The 20043-nt window shown below is 73.5% G+C and carries 4 protein-coding genes; all 4 read left to right on the top strand.

Going from position 1 to position 20043, the window contains the following annotated elements; translation table 11 throughout:
* Positions 1 to 56 precede the first annotated feature (56 nt).
* A complete protein-coding gene (locus EEJ42_RS15050) occupies positions 57 to 1592 on the top strand; it encodes a GMC oxidoreductase (RefSeq protein ID WP_123100460.1) in 1536 nt (511 codons plus the stop codon).
* Between the two features lie 38 nt (positions 1593 to 1630).
* Positions 1631 to 2983 (top strand): UDP-glucose dehydrogenase family protein, encoded by a 1353-nt coding sequence (locus EEJ42_RS15045; RefSeq protein WP_123100459.1) that lies wholly within the window; start codon positions 1631 to 1633, stop codon positions 2981 to 2983.
* 52 nt (positions 2984 to 3035) lie between these two features.
* Complete coding sequence (locus tag EEJ42_RS15040) at positions 3036 to 4241, top strand: glycosyltransferase (protein ID WP_123100458.1); 1206 nt, start codon at positions 3036 to 3038, stop codon at positions 4239 to 4241.
* 259 nt (positions 4242 to 4500) lie between these two features.
* Positions 4501 to 20043 (top strand): type I polyketide synthase (locus EEJ42_RS52825; RefSeq protein ID WP_148081952.1); only part of this gene is annotated, 15543 nt, incomplete at its 3' end.

Raw genomic sequence — 20043 nt, 5'->3', positions numbered from 1 at the left:
ACCGCACACAGTACCCAGCACTCAGCACCCAGGACGAGGACAAGGAGCGCGCAAGCATGAGCCGACCCGAACTCCCCACCGAAGTCGACCTGCTCGTCGTCGGTAGCGGCCCGGTAGGATCGGCCATCGCTCGCAGAGTCCACGAAGCGGTCCCGTCCGCGCGGATCCTCATGGCTGACCTGGGCCCGCGCCTGACCGGGGAAGCCGGTCTGCACCTGAGCAACCTCCCCGCCCAGGAGCGGGGGGAGTTGCAGGCCAAGTCCCAGGGGCGCGATCCCCGGACCGCGCCGGGCGAGGACCAGGCGCTGGTCAAGAAGTACGCCGACCGCGGCACGCACCTGGTCGCACCACGGCATGAGGAGCAGCCGGAACAGGAGGGCATGCCCGCCGCGGTGATGTCCAGCAACGTCGGCGGCATGGGTGTCCACTGGGCGTGCACCGCCCCGCGTCCGCTCGACAGCGAGCGCGTCCCGTTCCTCCCCGAGGAGGAACTCGACGCCGCGCTGGGGGTGGCCGAGGACCTCCTCTCGGTCACCCAGGATGCCTTCGAGGACACCGCGGGCGGTCAGCTCGTACTCAAAACGCTGAGCGAACTGTTCGACGGCGACTACCCCGACGGCAGGCATGTCCAGCCCATGCCGCTCGCCTGCACCCCGCGCTCCGGGGCGCTGCCGCGATGGGCGGGCCCGGACGTGGTCCTCGGGCCCCTCGCCCACGGTGGCGACGGCCGGTTCGGGATCATGGCGGACACCATCTGCCGCCGCGTGCTGTTCGAGGACGGCCGGGCCGTCGGCGCGGTGCTGCAACACCTCCCCAGCGGCACGGAGTTCAAGGTGAGGGCCCGAGCCGTGGCGGTGGCCGCGGACGCGCTGCGCACCCCGCAGCTGCTGTGGGCCTCCGGCATCCGGCCGCACGCGCTCGGCCGCTACCTCAACGACCAGCCCAAGACGGTGAGTTCCGTGCAGGTCAAGGACGGTCCCGCCGCGGGGATCGAGGCGCGCGGCTCGGTGGACTTCACCGGCGACATCCGCGACCTGGAGACCGGCCGGTTCTGGGTGCCGTTCGCCGACCCCGGCAGGACGAGCCACGGGCAGGTCATGACGCTGGACACCTCGCCGATCGACGGCGTCGATCCGGAGCTGTTCGTCGGCATGGTCTGGTACGGGGCCAAGGAGATCCAGGCGAGCGACCGGGTGGAGTTCTCCACCACCGAGGCCGACGCCTACGGGATGCCGAAGATGACCATCCACTACTCGCTGACCGAGCGCGACCGTGAGGGGATCGCACGCGCCCGGGCCGACCAGGAGAAGATCGCGGCCAGGCTGGGCGACTTCCTGCCCGGCAACGAACCGGAACTGTTCCCGGCCGGCAGCTCCAAGCACTACCAGGGGACGGTCCGCATGGGCGCGGCGGACGACGGCACCTCGGTCTGCGACTCGTTCTCCCGCGTGTGGGGTTTCGAGAACCTCTACGTCGGCGGCAACGGAGTCATCCCCACCTCCACCGCCGTCAATCCGACGCTGACCAGCGTGGCCCTGGCCGTCCGCGCCGCGGAATCGATCAGCGCCCTGCTCGCCCGCGAGAACTGTTGACCCCGGACCCGACCCCCGAGAAAACGAGGTGGCTGCCCGTGCGCCGGCACAACATCGCTGTCATCGGCACCGGTTACGTAGGGCTGACCGCCGGTGCCTGTCTGGCCTCGCTGGGGCACCGGGTGGTGTGCGCGGACGTGGACCCGGCCAAGGTCGAGCGGCTGTCCCGCGGCGAGGTGACGATCCGGGAGGAGTCCCTCCCCGAACTCGTGCGCGCCGGCCTCGACTCCGGCCTGCTGACCTTCGTCCTGGGCGCCGGGGAAGCGGTACGCGAGGCGGACACGGTGTTCTCTTGCGTCGGCACACCGATGAGCCAGGACGGTGATCTGGACATGACCGCGGTGGACGCGGTCATCGATGAGATCCGGGACCGGCTGCGTCCCGGCTGCGTACTGGTCACCAAGTCCACCGTGCCGGTGGGCACCGCGGCGCGGCTGACCCGGCGGCTCGGCCGCCCGGACGTGCAGGTGGCGAGCAACCCGGAGTTCCTGCGCGAGGGCACCTCCGTACACGACTTCCTGCACCCCGACCGCGTCGTGGTCGGGGCCGAGTCCCGCGAGGCCGCCGAGCACGTGGCCGCCCTCTACGCGAAGCTGGACGCCCCGATGATGATCACCGACGCCGCGAGCGCCGAGCTGATCAAGTACGCGGCGAACTGCTTCCTCGCGGTGAAACTGTCCTACGTCAACGTCATCGCGGAACTGTGCGAGCGGGTGGGCGCCGACATCGGACAGGTCACCACCGCCCTCGGCATGGACCACCGGATCGGCGGCGCGTTCCTGCGGCCCGGCCCCGGCTGGGGCGGCTCGTGCCTGCCCAAGGACACCCGCGCCATGCTCAGGACCGCCGAGTCCGCGGACATCGACTTCCGGCTGCTGCGTGCCGCCATCGACGCCAACGTCCACCAGCGCGAGCGCATCACCGACAAGATCGCGCGAGTCTGCGGCACCGACTCCGCGGCCCCGCTCGACGGCGTCCGGCTCGGTGTACTCGGGCTCACCTTCAAGGCGGGTACCGACGATCTGCGGGACTCCCCGGCGACCGCCATCGCCCAGGAACTGTCCCGGCTCGGCGCCGAACTCGTCGCCTACGACCCGGCGCTGAGTACGGGCAGCCACCCGCCGGAGCCGGTGCCCGGCGTCACCATCGTCGACGACCCGTACCAGGCGGCCAAGGGCGCGGCGGGCCTGGTGCTGTTCACCGAATGGCCGGAATTCCGTGACCTGGACTGGGGCCGCATGGCCGCCGTCCTGGACCGGGCGGTGATCGTGGACACCCGCAACCACCTCGACCCCGAAGCGCTGCGCGCGGCCCGGATCGCCTGGCACGGAGTAGGCGTACGCCCGGTCGTGCACCCCGCCCCCGGGCTTCCGTCGCCCGAGCCTCGCTGACGGGTCACACCCCCGACACCTTCGTCCCCGGTTCAAGGAAAGGTTCGCCCCGATGAGGGTTCTGTGCAGTATCACCGGATCGACCTCGCACGCGCGTGCCTCGCTTCCGCTGGTGCGCGCGCTCGCGGAGGCCGGGCACGACGTCCTCGTGGTCACCGCGGCCCAGCTGGTGCCCGTGTTCGACGGCGAGGCCGCGCGGGTGACAGGGGTGTTCACCGACATCACCCAGCAGGGCATGCGGCTGCTCCTGGAGGGCAGGCTGCCGATCCCGGCGGAGTTCAGCCGCTTCGCCCACGACCTGTGGGCCACCCTGGGCTGCGGTCCCCAGCTCCACGAGGCGTACGGCCTGCTGCTGCCGATCGCCCGCGACTTCCGGCCCGACGTCATCCTCCGTGACGGCTATGAGTTCGCCGCCCTGCTCGCAGCGGAGGCGCTGGGCGTCCCGCACGTCCCGGCTCCGTCGGGCTCCGGGCAGTTCCTCGACCCCGAGCTGATTCTGCCGATGCTGAACGACCGTCGCCGGGAGGCCGGCCTGCCCCCGGCGGACGACCCGGTGTCGGTGTACCGGCACGGGCGGTTCGACTGCATGCCGGTGACGTACTCCTTCGCCCGCCCCGTCGCCCCCGAGGCGGTGGCCTACCGGCAGCCGCGCACCGTCACCCGCGGCGAGACCCTGCCCGACTGGCTGCACGAGCTGCCCGCCGACCGGCCGCTGGTCCTCGCCTCTCTCGGCACCGGACTGCCCGGCACCGTACTGGGCTTCCTGGACAAGGCCCGTCAGATCGGCGCTCCCGTCCCCGAGTACGATCCGGCCGAACCGTTGAACACCGTCGTCCGGGCGCTGTCCACCGTGGACTGCTCGGCCGTGGTGTCCACCCTCGGCATGCCGGTGGACGAGGACCTGGCCGCGGACAACGTGCGGGTGGTCGACCGCTTCCCGCAGCAGCTTCTGCTGGAACGGGCGGCGCTGTTCCTCACCCACGGCGGCTACAACAGCATCCGGGAGTCCGTACGCGCCGGAGTGCCGATGGCCGTACGGCCCATGTTCGGCGACCAGAAGTACAACGCCGAGCGGGTAGCGGAGCTCGGCCTTGGCGCACACGTGTCCGAACGCGGCCCGGAGGCTATGGCGCAGGCGTGCCACCGGCTGCTCGACGACCCGCCGGTGACCGCCGTGGCGCAGCGCGCTCAGAAGGAGATGCTCGCACTGCCCGGCGTCGAGGTCGCCGTGGCTCATCTTGAGCGCCTGGCCTCCTGACTCACTCCCTCCTCGTCGCCGCCCAGGCGGCCAACTCTTCTCCCGCTACTGAATTCGGAACAAGGTTTTCCTTAGTGCCGCTCAATTCCTTGTAGGGAATCCACGAGTCGCCCGTCCGGATAATCGGACAGCACCGGGTGATTCTCGCCATCGGCGACCACCCCCTGGCATCCGCGCGCCCGCATGGGCGGCGACCGTACGGGCCAGGAGCCACCTCCACCGTTCACCCCGGCTCCGCCCCGACACAGCGGGAGAAAACGTGTCCGATCACGCTCGTACCACCTCGTCTGTCCCCCTGTTCTCAGGAGCGGGCCTGCCCCGGCCCTGGGTGCTCTGCGGGCGCGACGCGGACGCGGTACGGGACCAGGCCCGTGTGCTCCGCACCTGGCTGGACGAGCGTGTGGGGTGGTACCCCGAAGCTGTCGGGCGGGGCCTGCTGCGGACCACCCCCGGCACTTTGCCGTACCGGGCCGTGATCGTCGGCGAGGAGCCGGACGCATTCCTCGCCGGTCTCGACGCCCTCGTCGCGGGCACCGCGGCGGCGCCGCAGGTCACCGAGGGCAGTCACCAGGGCGAGCCGGGCGGCCCGGTGTTCGTCTTCCCCGGGCACGGCTCCCCACGGCCCGGCATGGCACGCGAACTGGCGGAGTGCTCACCGGTCTTCGCCGCCCGGCTGCGGGAGTGCGCCGACGCGTTCGCCCCGTACCTGGGCTGGCCGCTGCCGGACACGCTGAACACCCCGGAAACGCCGACCGGGCGGTGCGACGACGTACCCGCGCCCATGCTTCCCGACGCCGCGGAGTCCGCCGCCCTGTTCTCGGTCATGGTGTCGTTGGCCGCGATGTGGCGGGCCGCCGGGGTGGAACCCGGCGCGGTGGCCGGAATCGGCCTCGGCGAGATCGCCGCGGCTCACGTCGCGGGCCTGCTGTCGCTCGACGACAGCGCCCGCGTGATCGCAGGAGCGGACCGGCCGCGGACACCGGGCGACGGCCCGGCGGACATCACACCGCGCGGCGCCCGTGTTCCGTTCTACTCCTCCGCCACCGGCGGCCGGTGGCAAGGCCACGGACCGGACGCCGCCCATGGGATCCGGAATCCGGGCGAGCCCGGCCGGCTCCAGGACGCCACCGCCGCCGCACTCGAAGACGGCCACAGCTACTTCCTCGAAGTCGGCCCGCACCCGCTGCTGACCTCCGAACTCGAAGCCGCCATCGAACGATCCGGCAGGCTCGCCGTCGCCCGGGCGACCCTGCGGTGCGGCGAGAGCGGCCCGGCCCGCTTCCTGCACGCCGTGGCGGAGTACTACGCCACGGGCGGTACGCCCGACTGGGCCGCCGTCCTCGGGGAGACCGGCACCGATCCGATGGAACTGCTGATGAATCTGCCGAAGCAACCTCCGGCCGAACTTCCGGGGCAGTCGACGGACGAGTACGGCACGGGACGCGCGAACCGAACAGGGGGGCCGACGGCCCGGGATCCAGAAGCCGCCGTGTCCGCCGACGCCGGCACACCGCCGGACGACGCGATCGCCGTCGTGGGCCTCTCCTGCCGCCTGCCAAAGGCGGCGGACCCGGGAGCGTTCTGGCAGGCCCTGCGGTCCGGCGCGAGCGCCATCGAGGAGGCGCCGCCCGGCCGATGGGAAACACACGCCGCGGTCCCCGGGACGTCCGGCATCCGCTGGGGCGGGTTCCTCGACCACGTCGACCGGTTCGACCCGGGCTTCTTCGGAATCTCACCCCGCGAAGCCACCACGATGGACCCGCAGCAACGGCTGACCATGGAACTCAGCTGGGAGGCCCTGGAGGACGCGGGAATCGTTCCCGGAACGCTCAGGGGCAGCGACTGCGCCGTCTTCGTGGGCGCCATCGCGGACGACTACGCCACACTGACCCGCCGGCAGGGGACCGACGCCCTCACCCGGCACAGCCTGACCGGCCTCCACCGCAGCATCATCGCCAACCGCGTCTCCTACTTCATGGGCCTGCACGGGCCGAGCCTGACCGTGGACACCGGCCAGTCGTCGTCGCTGGTCGCGGTACACCTGGCCTGCGAGAGCCTGCGCACAGGCACCTCCACCCTGGCCATCGCGGGCGGTGTCAACCTGAACCTGCTCGCCGACGGCACCGCCGCCGTCGAGAAGTTCGGCGGCCTGTCGCCCGACGGCCGGTGTTTCACCTTCGACGCCCGGGCCAACGGCTACGTCCGGGGCGAGGGCGGCGGCCTGGTCGTCCTCAAGCCCCTGAAGAAGGCGCTGGCCGACGGCGACTCCATCCACTGCGTGATCCTCGGCAGCGAGGTCAACAACGACGGCGGTGGTGACGGTCTCACCACGCCGAACCCCCGCGCCCAGCAGGAGGTCCTCCGCCTGGCCTACGAGCGGGCCGAAGTGGACCCGGCACAGGTCCAGTACGTGGAACTGCACGGCACCGGGACCAAGGCCGGCGACCCCGTCGAGGCAGCCGCCCTCGGCGCGGTCCTGGGAGCCGCCCGTCCCGCCGACCGCCCGCTCGCCGTGGGCTCGGCCAAGACCAACGTCGGCCACCTCGAAGGCGCTGCCGGAATAGTCGGGCTCATCAAGACGGCACTCGCCATCCGCCACCGCGAGCTGCCACCAAGCCTGAACCACGAAACCCCCAACCCCGCCATCCCCCTCGACACGCTGCGCCTGCGCGTGCAGCGCGAACTGGGCGCATGGGAATACCCCGAACGGCCGCTCGTGGCCGGCGTGAGCGCCTTCGGCATGGGCGGTACCAACTGCCACCTGATCCTGGCCGAAGGCCCCGCCGCCCAGGACCGCCCGGCCGCTCTCCTGCCGTCGCGGCCCGAGCCGGGAGAACCCGTCGGGAGCACCGCCGCCGCCACCGACGGGTCGCGTCCCTCCCTCCCCTGGGTGATCTCCGGCAGGACCGAGACCGCCCTGAGGGCCCAGGCCAGGCGGCTGCGGGCGCACGTCCGGGACCACGCCGAGCTGGAGCCGTCCGACCTCGGCTTCTCGCTGGCCACCACCCGTGCCGACTTCCCCTGCCGCGCGGCCGTCCTCGCCACCGACCGTGACGGCTTCCTGCGGGGCCTGGACGCCCTTGCCGACGGTGGCACCGCCCACGGTGTCCTACGCGGCACGGGACCGGCCGGTGACCGGGCGGTCTTCGTCTTCCCGGGCCAGGGCTCGCAGTGGGCCGGTATGGCAGTCGAACTGCTCGACTCCTCCCCGGTCTTCGCCGCCCGCATGCGGGAGTGTGCCGATGCGCTCGCCCCCCACGTGCCGTGGTCCCCGGAGGACGTCGTGCGCGGGGTGCCGGGCGCCCCCGGTCTTGACCGCGTCGACGTGGTCCAGCCGGTGCTGTGGGCGGTGATGGTCTCCCTGGCCGCCCTCTGGCGCTCGTACGGGGTCGAGCCCGCGGCCGTGGTCGGCCACTCCCAGGGCGAGATCGCCGCCGCCTGCGTGGCGGGTGCCCTCTCCCTGGAGGACGCCGCCTGCGTGGTGGCCCTGCGCAGTCAGGTGCTCGCGGACCTCGCGAGCCGGGGCGGCATGGTGTCCGTCGGGCTTCCCCTCGACGAGATCACCGGCAGGCTGGAGCCGTGGGGCCCACGGTTGTCCGTCGCCGTGGTCAACGGCCCCGGCTCCGTGGTCGTCTCCGGCGACCCGGAAGCACTGGACGACCTCGTGCGGACGCTGGCCGCCGACCGCGTCCGGACCCGCAGGCTCCCGGTCGACTACGCATCGCACTCCACCCAGATGGAGGAGATCCGTACCAGACTCCTGGACACGCTGCCCGACATCACACCGACCCCGACGGACATCCCGTTCCACTCGTCGATGGAGGGCGGACCGCTCGACCCCTCGGCACTGGACGCCGGGTACTGGTACAGCAGCCTGCGGCACACCGTCCGCTTCGACCAGGCCGTGGAGGGACTCCTCGGCCAGGGCCACCGGATCTTCATCGAGATGAGCCCGCATCCCGTCCTGGGGACGGGCGTGGGCGAAACCGCGGAAGCGGCCGGTCACGAGGCCGTCTACGTGGGCTCGCTCCGCCGGGATGAGGGCGGCCTCGACCGGTTCGTCACCTCGCTCGCCACGGCACACGTCCACGGCTCCACCGTCGACTGGTCCGCCGTGTTCGCCACCGCGCTCACCGACCGGCGCCCCCGCCGGGTCCCGCTGCCGACCTACGCCTTCCAGCGCCGGCGCTACTGGCTGCCCGAGACCGCCACGGCCGACGGCCCGGCCCTCCGGCTACCGGCCGCCGGCGGCCACGCGGACGCCGTACCCGCCGAGTCCCCCGACGCCGCCGACGCCGCCGAACACGCCGAATCCGACGGACCGTCCTGGGCACACCGGACGGCCGGCCTGTCCCGGGCGAAGCGGCAACGGACAGCGCTGGAACTGGTCCGAGCCCATGTCGCCGCCGTCGCCGGCTACCCCTCGCCGGAAGCGGTCCAGCCCGGCCTCACCTTCAAGGAACTGGGCCTCGAATCGCTCACCTTGGTCGAGCTGCGCAACCAGCTCACCACCGCGACCGGACTACGGCTCGAGACCGCCGTGGCCATCGACCATCCCACCCCCACCGCGCTCGCCGGCCACCTCGCGTCGCTGGCCGCCGAATCGCCGCAGGCCCCCACCGCACCGACCGCCGCCACACCCGCCGCCGACGAACCCATCGCCATCGTCGGCATGAGTTGCCGGCTTCCCGGAGACGTGGACTCCCCGGAGGAGCTGTGGCGGTTCGTCACCGCCGGAGGCGACGCGGTCTCCCCGTTCCCGGCCGATCGCGGCTGGGACACCGACAGCCTGTACGACGCCGCTCCGGGCCGTCCGGGCAAGTCCACCACCCGGCACGGCGGCTTCCTCCACCAGGCCGCCGAGTTCGACGCCGACTTCTTCGGGATCTCCCCGCGTGAAGCCCTCGCCATGGACCCGCAGCAGCGGCTGCTGCTGGAGACCGCCTGGGAAGCCTTCGAAAGCGCGGGGATCGACCCCGCGTCCCAGCGGGGCAGGGCGAACGGTGTCTTCGCCGGGGTCATGCACAACGACTACGGCCCGCGCCTGCACGAGGCGACGGAAGGCACCGAAGGGCACGCCCTGACCGGCACGTCCAACAGCGTCGCCTCCGGCCGCCTCGCCTACACCTTCGGCTTCGAAGGACCGGCGGTCACCGTGGACACCGCCTGCTCGTCGTCCCTGGTCGCCCTGCACCTCGCCTGCCAGGCCCTGCGCCAGGGCGAGTGCGACATGGCGCTGGCGGGCGGTGCGACGGTCATGTCGACCCCCGGCATGTTCGTCGAGTTCAGCCAGCAGCGTGGCCTCTCCGCCGACGGCCGCTGCAAGCCCTTCGCCGCGGCCGCCGATGGCACCGGCTGGGCCGAAGGCGCGGGCATGCTGCTCGTCGAACGCCTCTCCGACGCCCGCCGCCGCGGCCACCACGTGCTGGCCGTCGTACGGGGCAGCGCGGTCAACCAGGACGGCGCGTCCAACGGCCTGACCGCCCCCAATGGCCCCTCACAGCAGCGCGTGATCCGCCAGGCCCTCGCCAACGCCGGGCTGAACCCGGCCGAGGTCGACGCCGTAGAAGCCCACGGCACCGGAACCACCCTGGGCGACCCGATCGAAGCCGACGCCATCATCTCGGCGTACGGAAGCGGACGGGACGAGGACCAGCCGCTGTGGCTGGGCTCCCTCAAGTCCAACGTCGGGCACACCCAGGCGGCGGCGGGCGTGGCCGGCGTCATCAAGATGGTGCTGGCGATGCGGAACGGCGTGCTGCCGCGCACGCTGCACATCAACGAGGCCACCCCGTACGTGGACTGGTCGGCCGGCACCGTACGGCTGCTGACCGAGCCCGTGGCGTGGCCGGAGGCCGACCGCCCCCGGCGGGCGGGGGTGTCGTCGTTCGGCATCAGCGGCACCAACGCCCACACCATCATCGAACAAGCCCCCGAGGCCGAGCAGCCCGCCGGTGTCGCGGAGGAGCGGCCCTGGACGGCACCTGTGGTGCCCTGGGTGCTGTCCGGCCGCAGCGAGCAGGCCGTACGGGCGCAGACCGCGCGGCTCGCGGCGTTCCTCGACGGGGAGCCCGGCGCTTCCGCCGCCGACCTCGGCCTGTCGCTGGCGACCACGCGCGCGGCGTTCGAGCACCGCGCGGTGGTGCTGGGCACCGACTACGACGCCCTGCGAGCGGGTGTCTCGACACGGGCCCACGATGGCGCCCTCATGGTCTCCGGCGTGGTCACGGAGGGCCGTACGGGCTGGATGTTCACCGGGCAGGGCAGCCAGCGCATCGGCATGGGGCGCGAACTGTACGGCGCCTACCCGGCCTTCGCCGAGGCCCTGGACGAGGTGTGCGAACACCTCCAGGCCGCGCTGGACGGCGCCACGGAGTTCCCGGTCCCCGTACGGGAGGTGCTGTTCGCGGCGGCGGGCTCCGCCGAGGCGGAACTGCTGGACCACACCGGCTACGCCCAGACGGCACTGTTCGCCGTCCAGGTCGCGCTCGTGGAACTGTTGCGGTCGTGGGGCACCGCCCCGGACGTGGTGCTGGGGCACTCGGTCGGTGAGTTCGTCGCCGCGTACACCGCGGGTGTCTTCGGAGTGGCCGACGCCGCCCGGCTGGTGGCAGGCCGTGCGCGGCTCATGCAGGCGCTCCCCTCGAACGCCGGGGGCTCGGGAAGCGATTCCGCCGAGGGCGGTGGTGGGCGACGCGTCGGTGGGGCGATGGCCGCCATCGAGGGATCCGAGGACGAGGTCGCCGAGATCCTCACCGGGCTGGGCGCGCACATCGCGATCGCGGCCGTCAACGGCCCGAGGTCGGTCGTGGTCTCCGGTGACGAGGTCGCGGTCGAACGGGCCATGGCCACCGCGCGTGAACAGGACCGCCGGGCGTCCCGGCTGCGGGTGAGCCACGCGTTCCACTCGCCGCTGATGGAGCCGATGCTGGCGGAGTTCGCCGAGATCGCGGCGAGCATCACCTACCGGCAGCCGAACCTCCCGGCCCTCAGCACGGTCACCGGTGGGCTGGTCAGCGAAGAGGACTGGGCGACCCCCGACTACTGGGTGCGCCAGGTACGCCGTCCGGTCCGCTTCCACGACGCCCTCGAGAACGCCACCGGCACCCAGGGCGTCACCCGCCTGCTGGAGGTCGGTCCTGACCCCGTCCTGACCACGCTCGCTCAGTCCGCCCTGGACGTAGCGGCCGTGTCGGCGCTGCGCGAGGGGTGCGACGAGGCCGTGACCGTGCTGACGGCGGTGGCCGAGCTGTTCGTCCGCGGAGTCGAGGTCGACTGGGGCGCGTACTTCGCCGGGGCCGGTGGGCGGCGGGTGGACCTGCCGACGTACGCCTTCCAGCGGCAGCGGTTCTGGCTGCCGGACCTGGCCGTCTCGCGGCGGGACGCGCCCGGCACGGCCGACGGTGGCGAGGCCGCCTTCTGGGATCTGGTCGAGCGGGGCGACGCCGATGCGCTGGCCGGGCGGCTCGGCGTCGGGCCGGCCGCGCCCCTGGACGCGGTGCTGCCGATGCTGTCGGACTGGCGCAAGCGGCAGCGGGAGCAGTCCGAGCTGGCGGGCCGGCAGTACCGGATCACGTGGAAGCCCGTGCCACGCCGGGCCACCGCCCGGCTGTCGGGCACCTGGCTGGTGGCGGTCCCGTCGGAGACCGGCGCCGCATACGACGATGTGGTCCAGGCGTTGCGGGCGTCCGGCGCGGAAGTGATCGTCGTGCCGGTGGCCGACGCGGACACCCGGGAGTCGCTGGCCACCCGGTTCCGCGCCGAGGACGCCGAGCCCACGGGTGTGGTGTCCCTGCTGACGAGCACGGTCACGACGCTGCTTCTGGTGCAGGCGCTGGCCGATTCCGGGACCGGGGCGCGTGTGTGGTGTGTGACCCGCTCCGCGGTGTCGCTCGGTTCGGGTGAGCGGTTGGCGAATCCGGAGGGGGCCCAGCTGTGGGGGCTGGGCCGTACGGTGGCGCTGGAGCAGCCGGACCGGTGGGGCGGGCTGATCGACCTGCCCGACGACGCCGACGAGCGCAGCCTCGCGCGACTGGCGCCCGTGCTCGCCGCGACGGATGGCGAGGACCAGGTCGCGGTACGGCCGTCGGGCGTGTTCGGGGCCCGGCTGGTGCGCGACACGGCCGCGAGCGACGACACGGATTCCTGGCGGCCGCGCGGCACGGTGCTGGTGACCGGCGGTACGGGCGCACTGGGCGGGCATGTGGCCCGCTGGCTGGCCTCCTCCGGCGCCGAACGCCTGCTGCTGGTGTCCCGTCGGGGCGCCGAGGCGCCCGGTGCGGACGAATTGCGGTGCGAGCTGGCCGACTTGGGCGCCGAGGTCGCCTTCGCGGCCTGCGACGTCGGTGACCGTGCGGCCGTACGGGAGGTGCTGGACGCCATTCCGGAGGAGGCGCCGCTGACCGGAGTCGTCCATACGGCCGGGGTCCTCGACGACGGCCCGGCCACCGAGCTGACGCCGGAACGGCTTGCCGGCGTCCTCGCGGCGAAGGCGGACGCCGCGCGCCATCTGCACGAGCTGACGGCCGGCCGTGAGCTCGACGCCTTCGTCCTCTTCTCCTCGATGACGGGCGTGCTGGGCAACGCGGGCCAGGCGGCCTACGGCGCCGCCAACGCGTACGTGGACGCCCTGGCGCACCACCGGCGCGGCCTGGGGATGCCGGCCACTTCGGTGGCCTGGGGTCCGTGGAGCGGCGACGGCATGGCCGCCGACGGTCGGGTGGTGGAGCACTTCCGCCGCCTGGGCGTACGCCCGCTGGACCCGGACCGGGCCATCGCCGCCCTGCGGAGTGCGCTCGACGACGGTCGCGCGGCCCGTGTCGTGGTCGACGTCGACTGGGAACGCTTCGCGGCCTCGGTGGCCTTCACCCGCCCCGCCCCGCTGATCGCCGAGCTTCCCGAGGTCGCGGACCAGGCGCGTACTCGGGTCGCCGACCCGTCCGCTCCGGCGGGCGGTGAGCTGGCGCTGCGGCTGCGGGGGCGCCCGGCCGCCGAGCAGGACCGGATGCTGCTGGACATGGTGCTGTCGCAGGTCGCGGCCGTGCTCGGGCACGCCACCCCGGCAACCATCGACCCGGCGCGGGCGTTCAAGGAGCTCGGTTTCGACTCGCTGACCGCCGTCTCGTTCCGCAACCGGCTCGCCACCGCCACCGCCCTGCGGCTGCCCACCACGCTGATCTTCGACCACCCGACGCCCGCCGCGCTCACGGCCTTCCTGCGCGGGCAGGTGCTCGGCGTGACGGCCGACGAGGCCGGGCACACCGACGCGGCACTCGCGCCGCTGGGTGCCGGTGACGACCCGATCGTGATCGTGGGCATGGGCTGCCGCTTCCCGGGTGGCGCCGCCTCGCCCGAAGAGCTGTGGGACCTGCTGTCCACGGCCCGTGACGGGCTCTCGCCCTTCCCCGTGGACCGGGGCTGGGACGTCGACGGGCTGTTCCACCCCGACCCGGCCCACTCGGGGACGTCGTACGTCCGTGTCGGCGGATTCCTGCACGACGCGGCGGAGTTCGACGCGGAGCTGTTCGGGATCTCGCCGCGTGAGGCCCTGGCGATGGATCCGCAGCAGCGGCTGCTGCTGGAGACCGCGTGGGAGGCGCTGGAGCGGGCGGGCGTCGACCCGCTGTCGCTGCGCGGCTCGGCCACCGGGGTGTTCGCCGGGACCAACGGCCAGGATTACCAGCACACCGCGCGGGGCCCGGCCGCGGACGTCGAGGGATACGTGACCACCGGGTCCGCGGCCAGTGTCCTGTCCGGTCGGGTCTCCTACGCACTGGGACTGGAAGGTCCCGCGGTCACGGTGGACACCGCCTGCTCGTCGGCGCTGGTGGCCCTCCACCTGGCCGCCCAGGCGCTGCGGGCGGGCGAGTGCCGGATGGCCCTGGCCGCCGGCGCCACCGTCATGGCGACACCGGACCTCTTCGTGGACTTCTCCCGGCAGCGCGCGCTGGCGACGGACGGCCGCTGCAAGGCGTTCGCGGAGGGAGCGGACGGCACCGGCTGGTCCGAGGGCGCCGGGGTGCTGGTGCTGGAGCGTCTCTCCGACGCCCAGCGCCTCGGTCACCCGGTGCTGGCAGTGGTGCGCGGCAGTGCGGTCAACCAGGACGGTGCGTCGAACGGGCTGACGGCGCCGAACGGCCCGTCGCAGCAGCGGGTGATCCGCCAGGCCCTCGCCGCGGCCAGGCTGTCGCCCGCCGACGTGGACGCGGTGGAGGCGCACGGCACCGGCACGAGCCTCGGCGACCCGATCGAGGCGCAGGCCCTGCTGGCCACGTACGGTCAGGGCCGTGACGGCGGTGAGCCGTTGTGGCTGGGCTCGGTGAAGTCGAACCTCGGCCACACCCAGGCCGCCGCCGGAGCCGCCGGACTGATCAAGATGGTCCTGGCGCTACGGGAGCAGCGACTGCCGCAGACGCTGTACGCGGACGAACCCTCCTCCCGCGTGGACTGGGAATCGGGCGCGGTACGGCTGTTGACCGAGGCCCGGGAATGGCCGTCGGGCGACCGTCCGCGCCGGGCCGGCATCTCCTCGTTCGGGATCAGCGGCACCAACGCCCACATCATCCTCGAAGAAGCCCCCCAGGCCGCACCGGCCGCCGTCGAGGAGCCGTCGGCCGAGCTGCCGATCGTGCCCTGGGTGCTGTCGGGCCGCACCGCGCAGGCGGTGCGGGCCCAGGCCGGTCGCCTCGCGGCTCTCCTCGACGCCGGGGACGGCTCCCCGCTCGACATCGGCTTCTCGCTGGGCACCACCCGCGCCACGCTGGAACACCGCGCCGTGGTCCTGGGCGGCGACCTCGACGCCCTGCGCTCCGGCGTCACCGCGCTCGCCGACGGCGATGACGCGGTCATATCCGGCGTCGCCGGCGAAGGCCGTACGGGCTGGATGTTCACCGGACAGGGCAGCCAGCGCGCGGGCATGGGCCGCGAGCTGTACGCCCAGTTCCCGGTGTTCGCACGGGCCCTCGACGAGGTCTGCGCCCAGCTGGACGCCGCGTTGCGCGGCGAGCCGGGCTTCGAGGTGCCGGTGCGGGACGTGCTCTTCGCGCCGGAGGGTTCGTACGAGGCCGGGCTGCTGGACGGCACGGGCTACGCGCAGACCGGGCTGTTCGCGGTCCAGACGGCGCTGGTCGAACTGGTGCGCTCGTGGGGCATGAGCCCGGATGTGGTGTTCGGCCACTCGGTCGGTGAGTTCGTCGCCGCGTACACCGCGGGTGTCTTCGAACTGGCCGATGCGGCCCGGCTGGTCGCGGGCCGCGCACGGCTGATGCAGGCGCTGCCCACGGGGGGTGCGATGGCCGCCATCGAAGCCACCGAGGCCGAGGCCGTCGAGGTCCTGGGCACACTCCTGGACGGCGAGCGGCTGGCGATCGCGGCGGTCAACGGCCCGGACGCCGTGGTGATCTCCGGGGACGAGGCCGTGGTCGAGCAGGCCATGGCGAGCGCGCGGGAGCGGGGCCGCCGGGTGTCGCGACTGCGGGTGAGCCATGCGTTCCACTCGCCGCTGATGGAGCCGATGCTGGCGGAGTTCGCCGAGATCGCGGCCACCATCGACTATCGGCAGCCGACGCTTCCCGCGATCAGCACGGTCACCGGAGACCTGGTCGGCGGGGAGGACTGGGCCACCCCGGAGTACTGGGTGCACCAGGTGCGCCGCCCGGTGCGCTTCCACGACGCCGTCGTCACGGCGACCGCGGAACATGCCGCGACCCGCCTGCTGGAGCTCGGCCCCGCCCCGGTGCTCAGCGCGCTCGCGCAGTCCGCCGCGGGCAGCACGGTGGCCGTATCGGCGCTGCGCGAGGGACGGGCCGAAGCCGAGACCGCGTTCGCGGCTGTGGCCCAGATGTTCGTACGGGGCGCGGACGTCGACTGGCCCGGCGTGTTCGCCGGGACCGGTGCGCGGCGGGTGGACCTGCCGACGTACGCCTTCCAACGCCGTCGGTTCTGGCTGCGGGACCAGGCGACCGAGCAGCCGGAACGCGCCGTTGGCGGCGGCGCCGAAGGGATCGAGACCGAGTTCTGGAACCTGGTCGAGCGGGGCGATGCCGACGCGCTGGCCGGGCGGCTCGGCGTCGAGTCGGCCGCGCCGCTCGACGCGGTGCTGCCGATGCTGTCGGACTGGCGCCAGCGGCAGCGGGAGCGGTCCGAGCTGGCGGACTGGCGGTACCGGATCACGTGGAAGCCGGTGACCCTCCCGAACACCGGTCGGCTGTCGGGCACGTGGCTGGTGGCCGTGCCGGAGGCGGACGAGGCGCGGGCCGAGCCGTGCGTGCGGGCACTGCGTGCGGGCGGCGCGGAGGTGAGCGTCCTGCCGGTCGCCGCCACGGACACCGCCGACACGCTGGCCGATCGCCTTCGTACCACCGCCGACGGCGCTGCGGCGGGGATCGTGTCCCTCCTCGCCGAGGGCTCCGACGAACCGTCCACCGTGACCGCGACGACACTGACGCTGATGCACGCGCTCGGGGACACCGACCTCCCGGTGTGGTGCGTGACCCGCTCGGCGGTCTCGGTCGGGTCGGGCGAGCACCTGGCGAATCCGGCGCAGGCTCAGCTGTGGGGCTTCGGCCGTACGGTGGCGCTGGAGCAGCCGCATCGCTGGGGCGGCCTGGTGGACGTGCCGGAGAACGCCGACGAAAAAGCGTGGACCCGCCTGGTGTCCGTGCTCGCTGCCGCCCACGGCGACGGCGACGGCGAGGACCAGCTCGCGGTGCGGCCCTCGGGCGTGTTCGCGGCCCGCGTGGTCCGCGACCGGGCGGGGGCCCCGGACGGCGAAGGCTGGCGGCCGCGCGGCACCGTGCTCATCACCGGCGGAACCGGCGCCCTGGGCGGGCATGTCGGTCGCTGGCTGGCTTCGCGCGGTGCGGAGCACCTGGTGCTGGTCTCCCGCCGGGGGGCTCGGGCCCCGGGCGCGAAGGAGCTGTGCGAAGAGCTGACCGCACTCGGTGCGCGGGTCACCGTCACCGACTGCGACATCACCGACCGTCAAGCCCTCGCCGCCGTGCTCGACGGCGTTCCCGAAGACGCGCCGCTGACCGGCGTGGTGCACACCGCGGGTGTGCTGGACGACGGGCTGGCCACGGATCTGACGCCGGAGCGGCTGGCCGGGGTGCTGGCCGCGAAGGCGGGTGCGGCGCGGCATCTGCACGAGCTGACCGCAGAGCTGGAGCTGGACGCCTTCGTGCTGTTCTCCTCCATCGCGGGAGCGCTCGGCAACGCGGGTCAGTCGGCCTACGCCGCGGGCAACACCTACCTCGACGCGCTCGCGCAGCACCGGCGCGGTCTGGGACTGCCCGCCACCTCGGTGGCCTGGGGCCCCTGGGGCGAGTCCGGGATGGTGACGGACGGGGGCGTGGAGGAGTACCTGCGGCGGCGCGGCCTCAAGGCGCTTCCGCCGCGGCGCGCGATGGCGGCCTTGCAGCAGGCCATGGCCGAAGGCCGCGTGTGCGCGGTGCTCGCCGATGTGGACTGGCAGCGCTTCGCGCCCTCGTTCACCTCCTCCCGGCCCAGCGCCCTGATCGGCGATCTCCCCGAGGCCGCCGCAGCGCGCGCGGCCGACAGCCCGGCTCACGCCGCTCCGACCGACGGCGAACTGGCGCGCCGACTGAGCGGGCTGTCCGCGCAGGAACAGGGCCGCCTCCTGCTGGACCTGGTGCGGTCCCACGCCGCGGCGGTGCTGGGGCACGCCTCACCCACCGCGATCGCCCCGGAGCGCCCGTTCAAGGACCTCGGTTTCGACTCGCTGACGGCGGTGGACCTGCGCAACCGCCTGGGCGGTGCGACCGCCCTGTCGCTCCCGACCACGCTGATCTTCGACTACCCCACGCCCGCCGCCCTCACGGCCTTCCTGCGCGGGCGGTTGCTGGGCGGGTCGGCGGACCGGGACGGCACTCCGGAGGCGACGGCCTCGGTCGCCGACGAGCCGATCGCGATCGTGGGCATGGGCTGCCGCTTCCCGGGCGGGGTCGCCTCGCCGGAAGCGCTGTGGGACCTGGTGACCTCGGGCGGCGAGCGGATGTCCCCGTTCCCCGACGATCGCGGCTGGGACGTACCGGGGCTGCTCGACGCCACCAGCGCGGCGATGGGCACCGAGTACGCCGGGGTCGGCGGATTCGTGCCGGACGTGGCCGACTTCGACGCGGAGCTGTTCGGGATCTCGCCGCGTGAGGCCCTGGCCATGGATCCGCAGCAGCGGCTGCTGCTGGAGACGGCGTGGGAGGCGCTGGAGCGGGCGGGCATCGGTCCGCTGTCGCTGCGCGGGTCGTCGACCGGTGTCTTCGCGGGGATCTCGGCCAACGGATACGGCGGCTTCGCCCACGAGGACGGCGGCGAATCCGCCGGCTACCTCCAGACCGGCAGCACTCCGAGCGTGGCCTCGGGCCGCCTGTCGTACGTGCTCGGCCTGGAGGGCCCGGCGGTGTCGGTCGACACCGCGTGCTCGTCGTCCCTGGTCTCGCTGCACCTGGCCTGCCAGGCGCTGCGGGCGGGGGAGTGCGACACGGCCCTGGCAGGTGGCGTCACGGTGATGGCCACGCCCGCCACGTTCGTCGAGTTCTCCCGGCAGCGCGGGCTCGCGCCCGACGGCCGGTGCAAGGCGTTCGCCGAGGCGGCGGACGGCACCGGCTGGTCCGAGGGTGCCGGGGTGCTGGTGCTGGAGCGGCTGTCGGAGGCCCGGCGGCGCGGGCACGAGGTGTTGGCGGTGGTGCGCGGGAGCGCGGTCAATCAGGACGGTGCGTCGAATGGTCTGACGGCGCCGAATGGTCCGTCGCAGCAGCGGGTGATCCGCCAGGCGCTGTCCTCGGCGCGGCTCTCGGCGTCCGACGTGGATGTGGTGGAGGCGCACGGCACGGGGACGCGGCTGGGCGACCCGATCGAGGCGCAGGCGCTGCTCGCGACGTACGGTCAGGGCCGTGACGGCGGTGAGCCGTTGTGGCTGGGCTCGGTGAAGTCGAACCTCGGGCACACGCAGGCCGCGGCGGGCGCGGCAGGTGTGATCAAGATGGTGATGGCGCTGCGCGCCGGGCAGTTGCCGCGGACGCTGCACGTGGACCAGCCGTCGTCCCACGTCGACTGGGCGTCCGGCTCGGTCGAGCTGCTGACCGAGGCGAGGGAATGGCCCCGGGCCGAACGCACGCGCCGCGCCGCGGTGTCGTCGTTCGGGATCAGTGGGACCAACGCCCACGTCATCATCGAAGAAGTCCCCGAGTCCCCGGCGCCGACCCCGGACGCCGCCGAGGAGCCGCCGCCGGTGGACCTGCCGGCGGTGCCGTGGGTGCTGTCCGGCCGGACGCCGGAGGCCCTGCGGGGCCAGGCCGCCCGGCTGGCGACCTTCCTGGACGAGCGGGCCGACGGGCAGGACCCGTCCCCGGCCGACGTGGGTTTCTCCCTCGCGACGACCCGCACAGCGCTCGACCATCGCGCCGTCGTGCTCGGCTCCGACCGGGACGCGCTGTACGAGAGCGTCGTCGCGTTGGCCGACGGTGCATCGGTGGTGTCCGGTGTGGTGTCGGAGGGGCGTACGGGTTGGATGTTCACGGGGCAGGGGAGCCAGCGGCTGGGTATGGGCCGTGAGCTGTATGGCGTGTTCCCGGTGTTCGCGAAGGCCCTGGATGAGGTGTGCGGCCACCTGGATGCCGGGTTGGCGGGTGTGCCGGGGTTCGGCGTTGCGGTGCGGGAGGTGTTGTTCGCGGCGGAGGGTTCTGCGGAGGCGGCCCTGCTGGAGGGGACCGGGTATGCGCAGTCGGCGTTGTTCGCGGTGCAGGTGGCGTTGGTGGAGTTGCTGCGGTCGTGGGGCATGGGTCCGGAT

This window comes from Streptomyces botrytidirepellens (assembly GCF_003721215.1).
GTDB classification, from domain to species: Bacteria; Actinomycetota; Actinomycetes; order Streptomycetales; family Streptomycetaceae; genus Streptomyces; species Streptomyces himastatinicus.
This window is presented reverse-complemented; position numbering and strand designations above follow the sequence as displayed.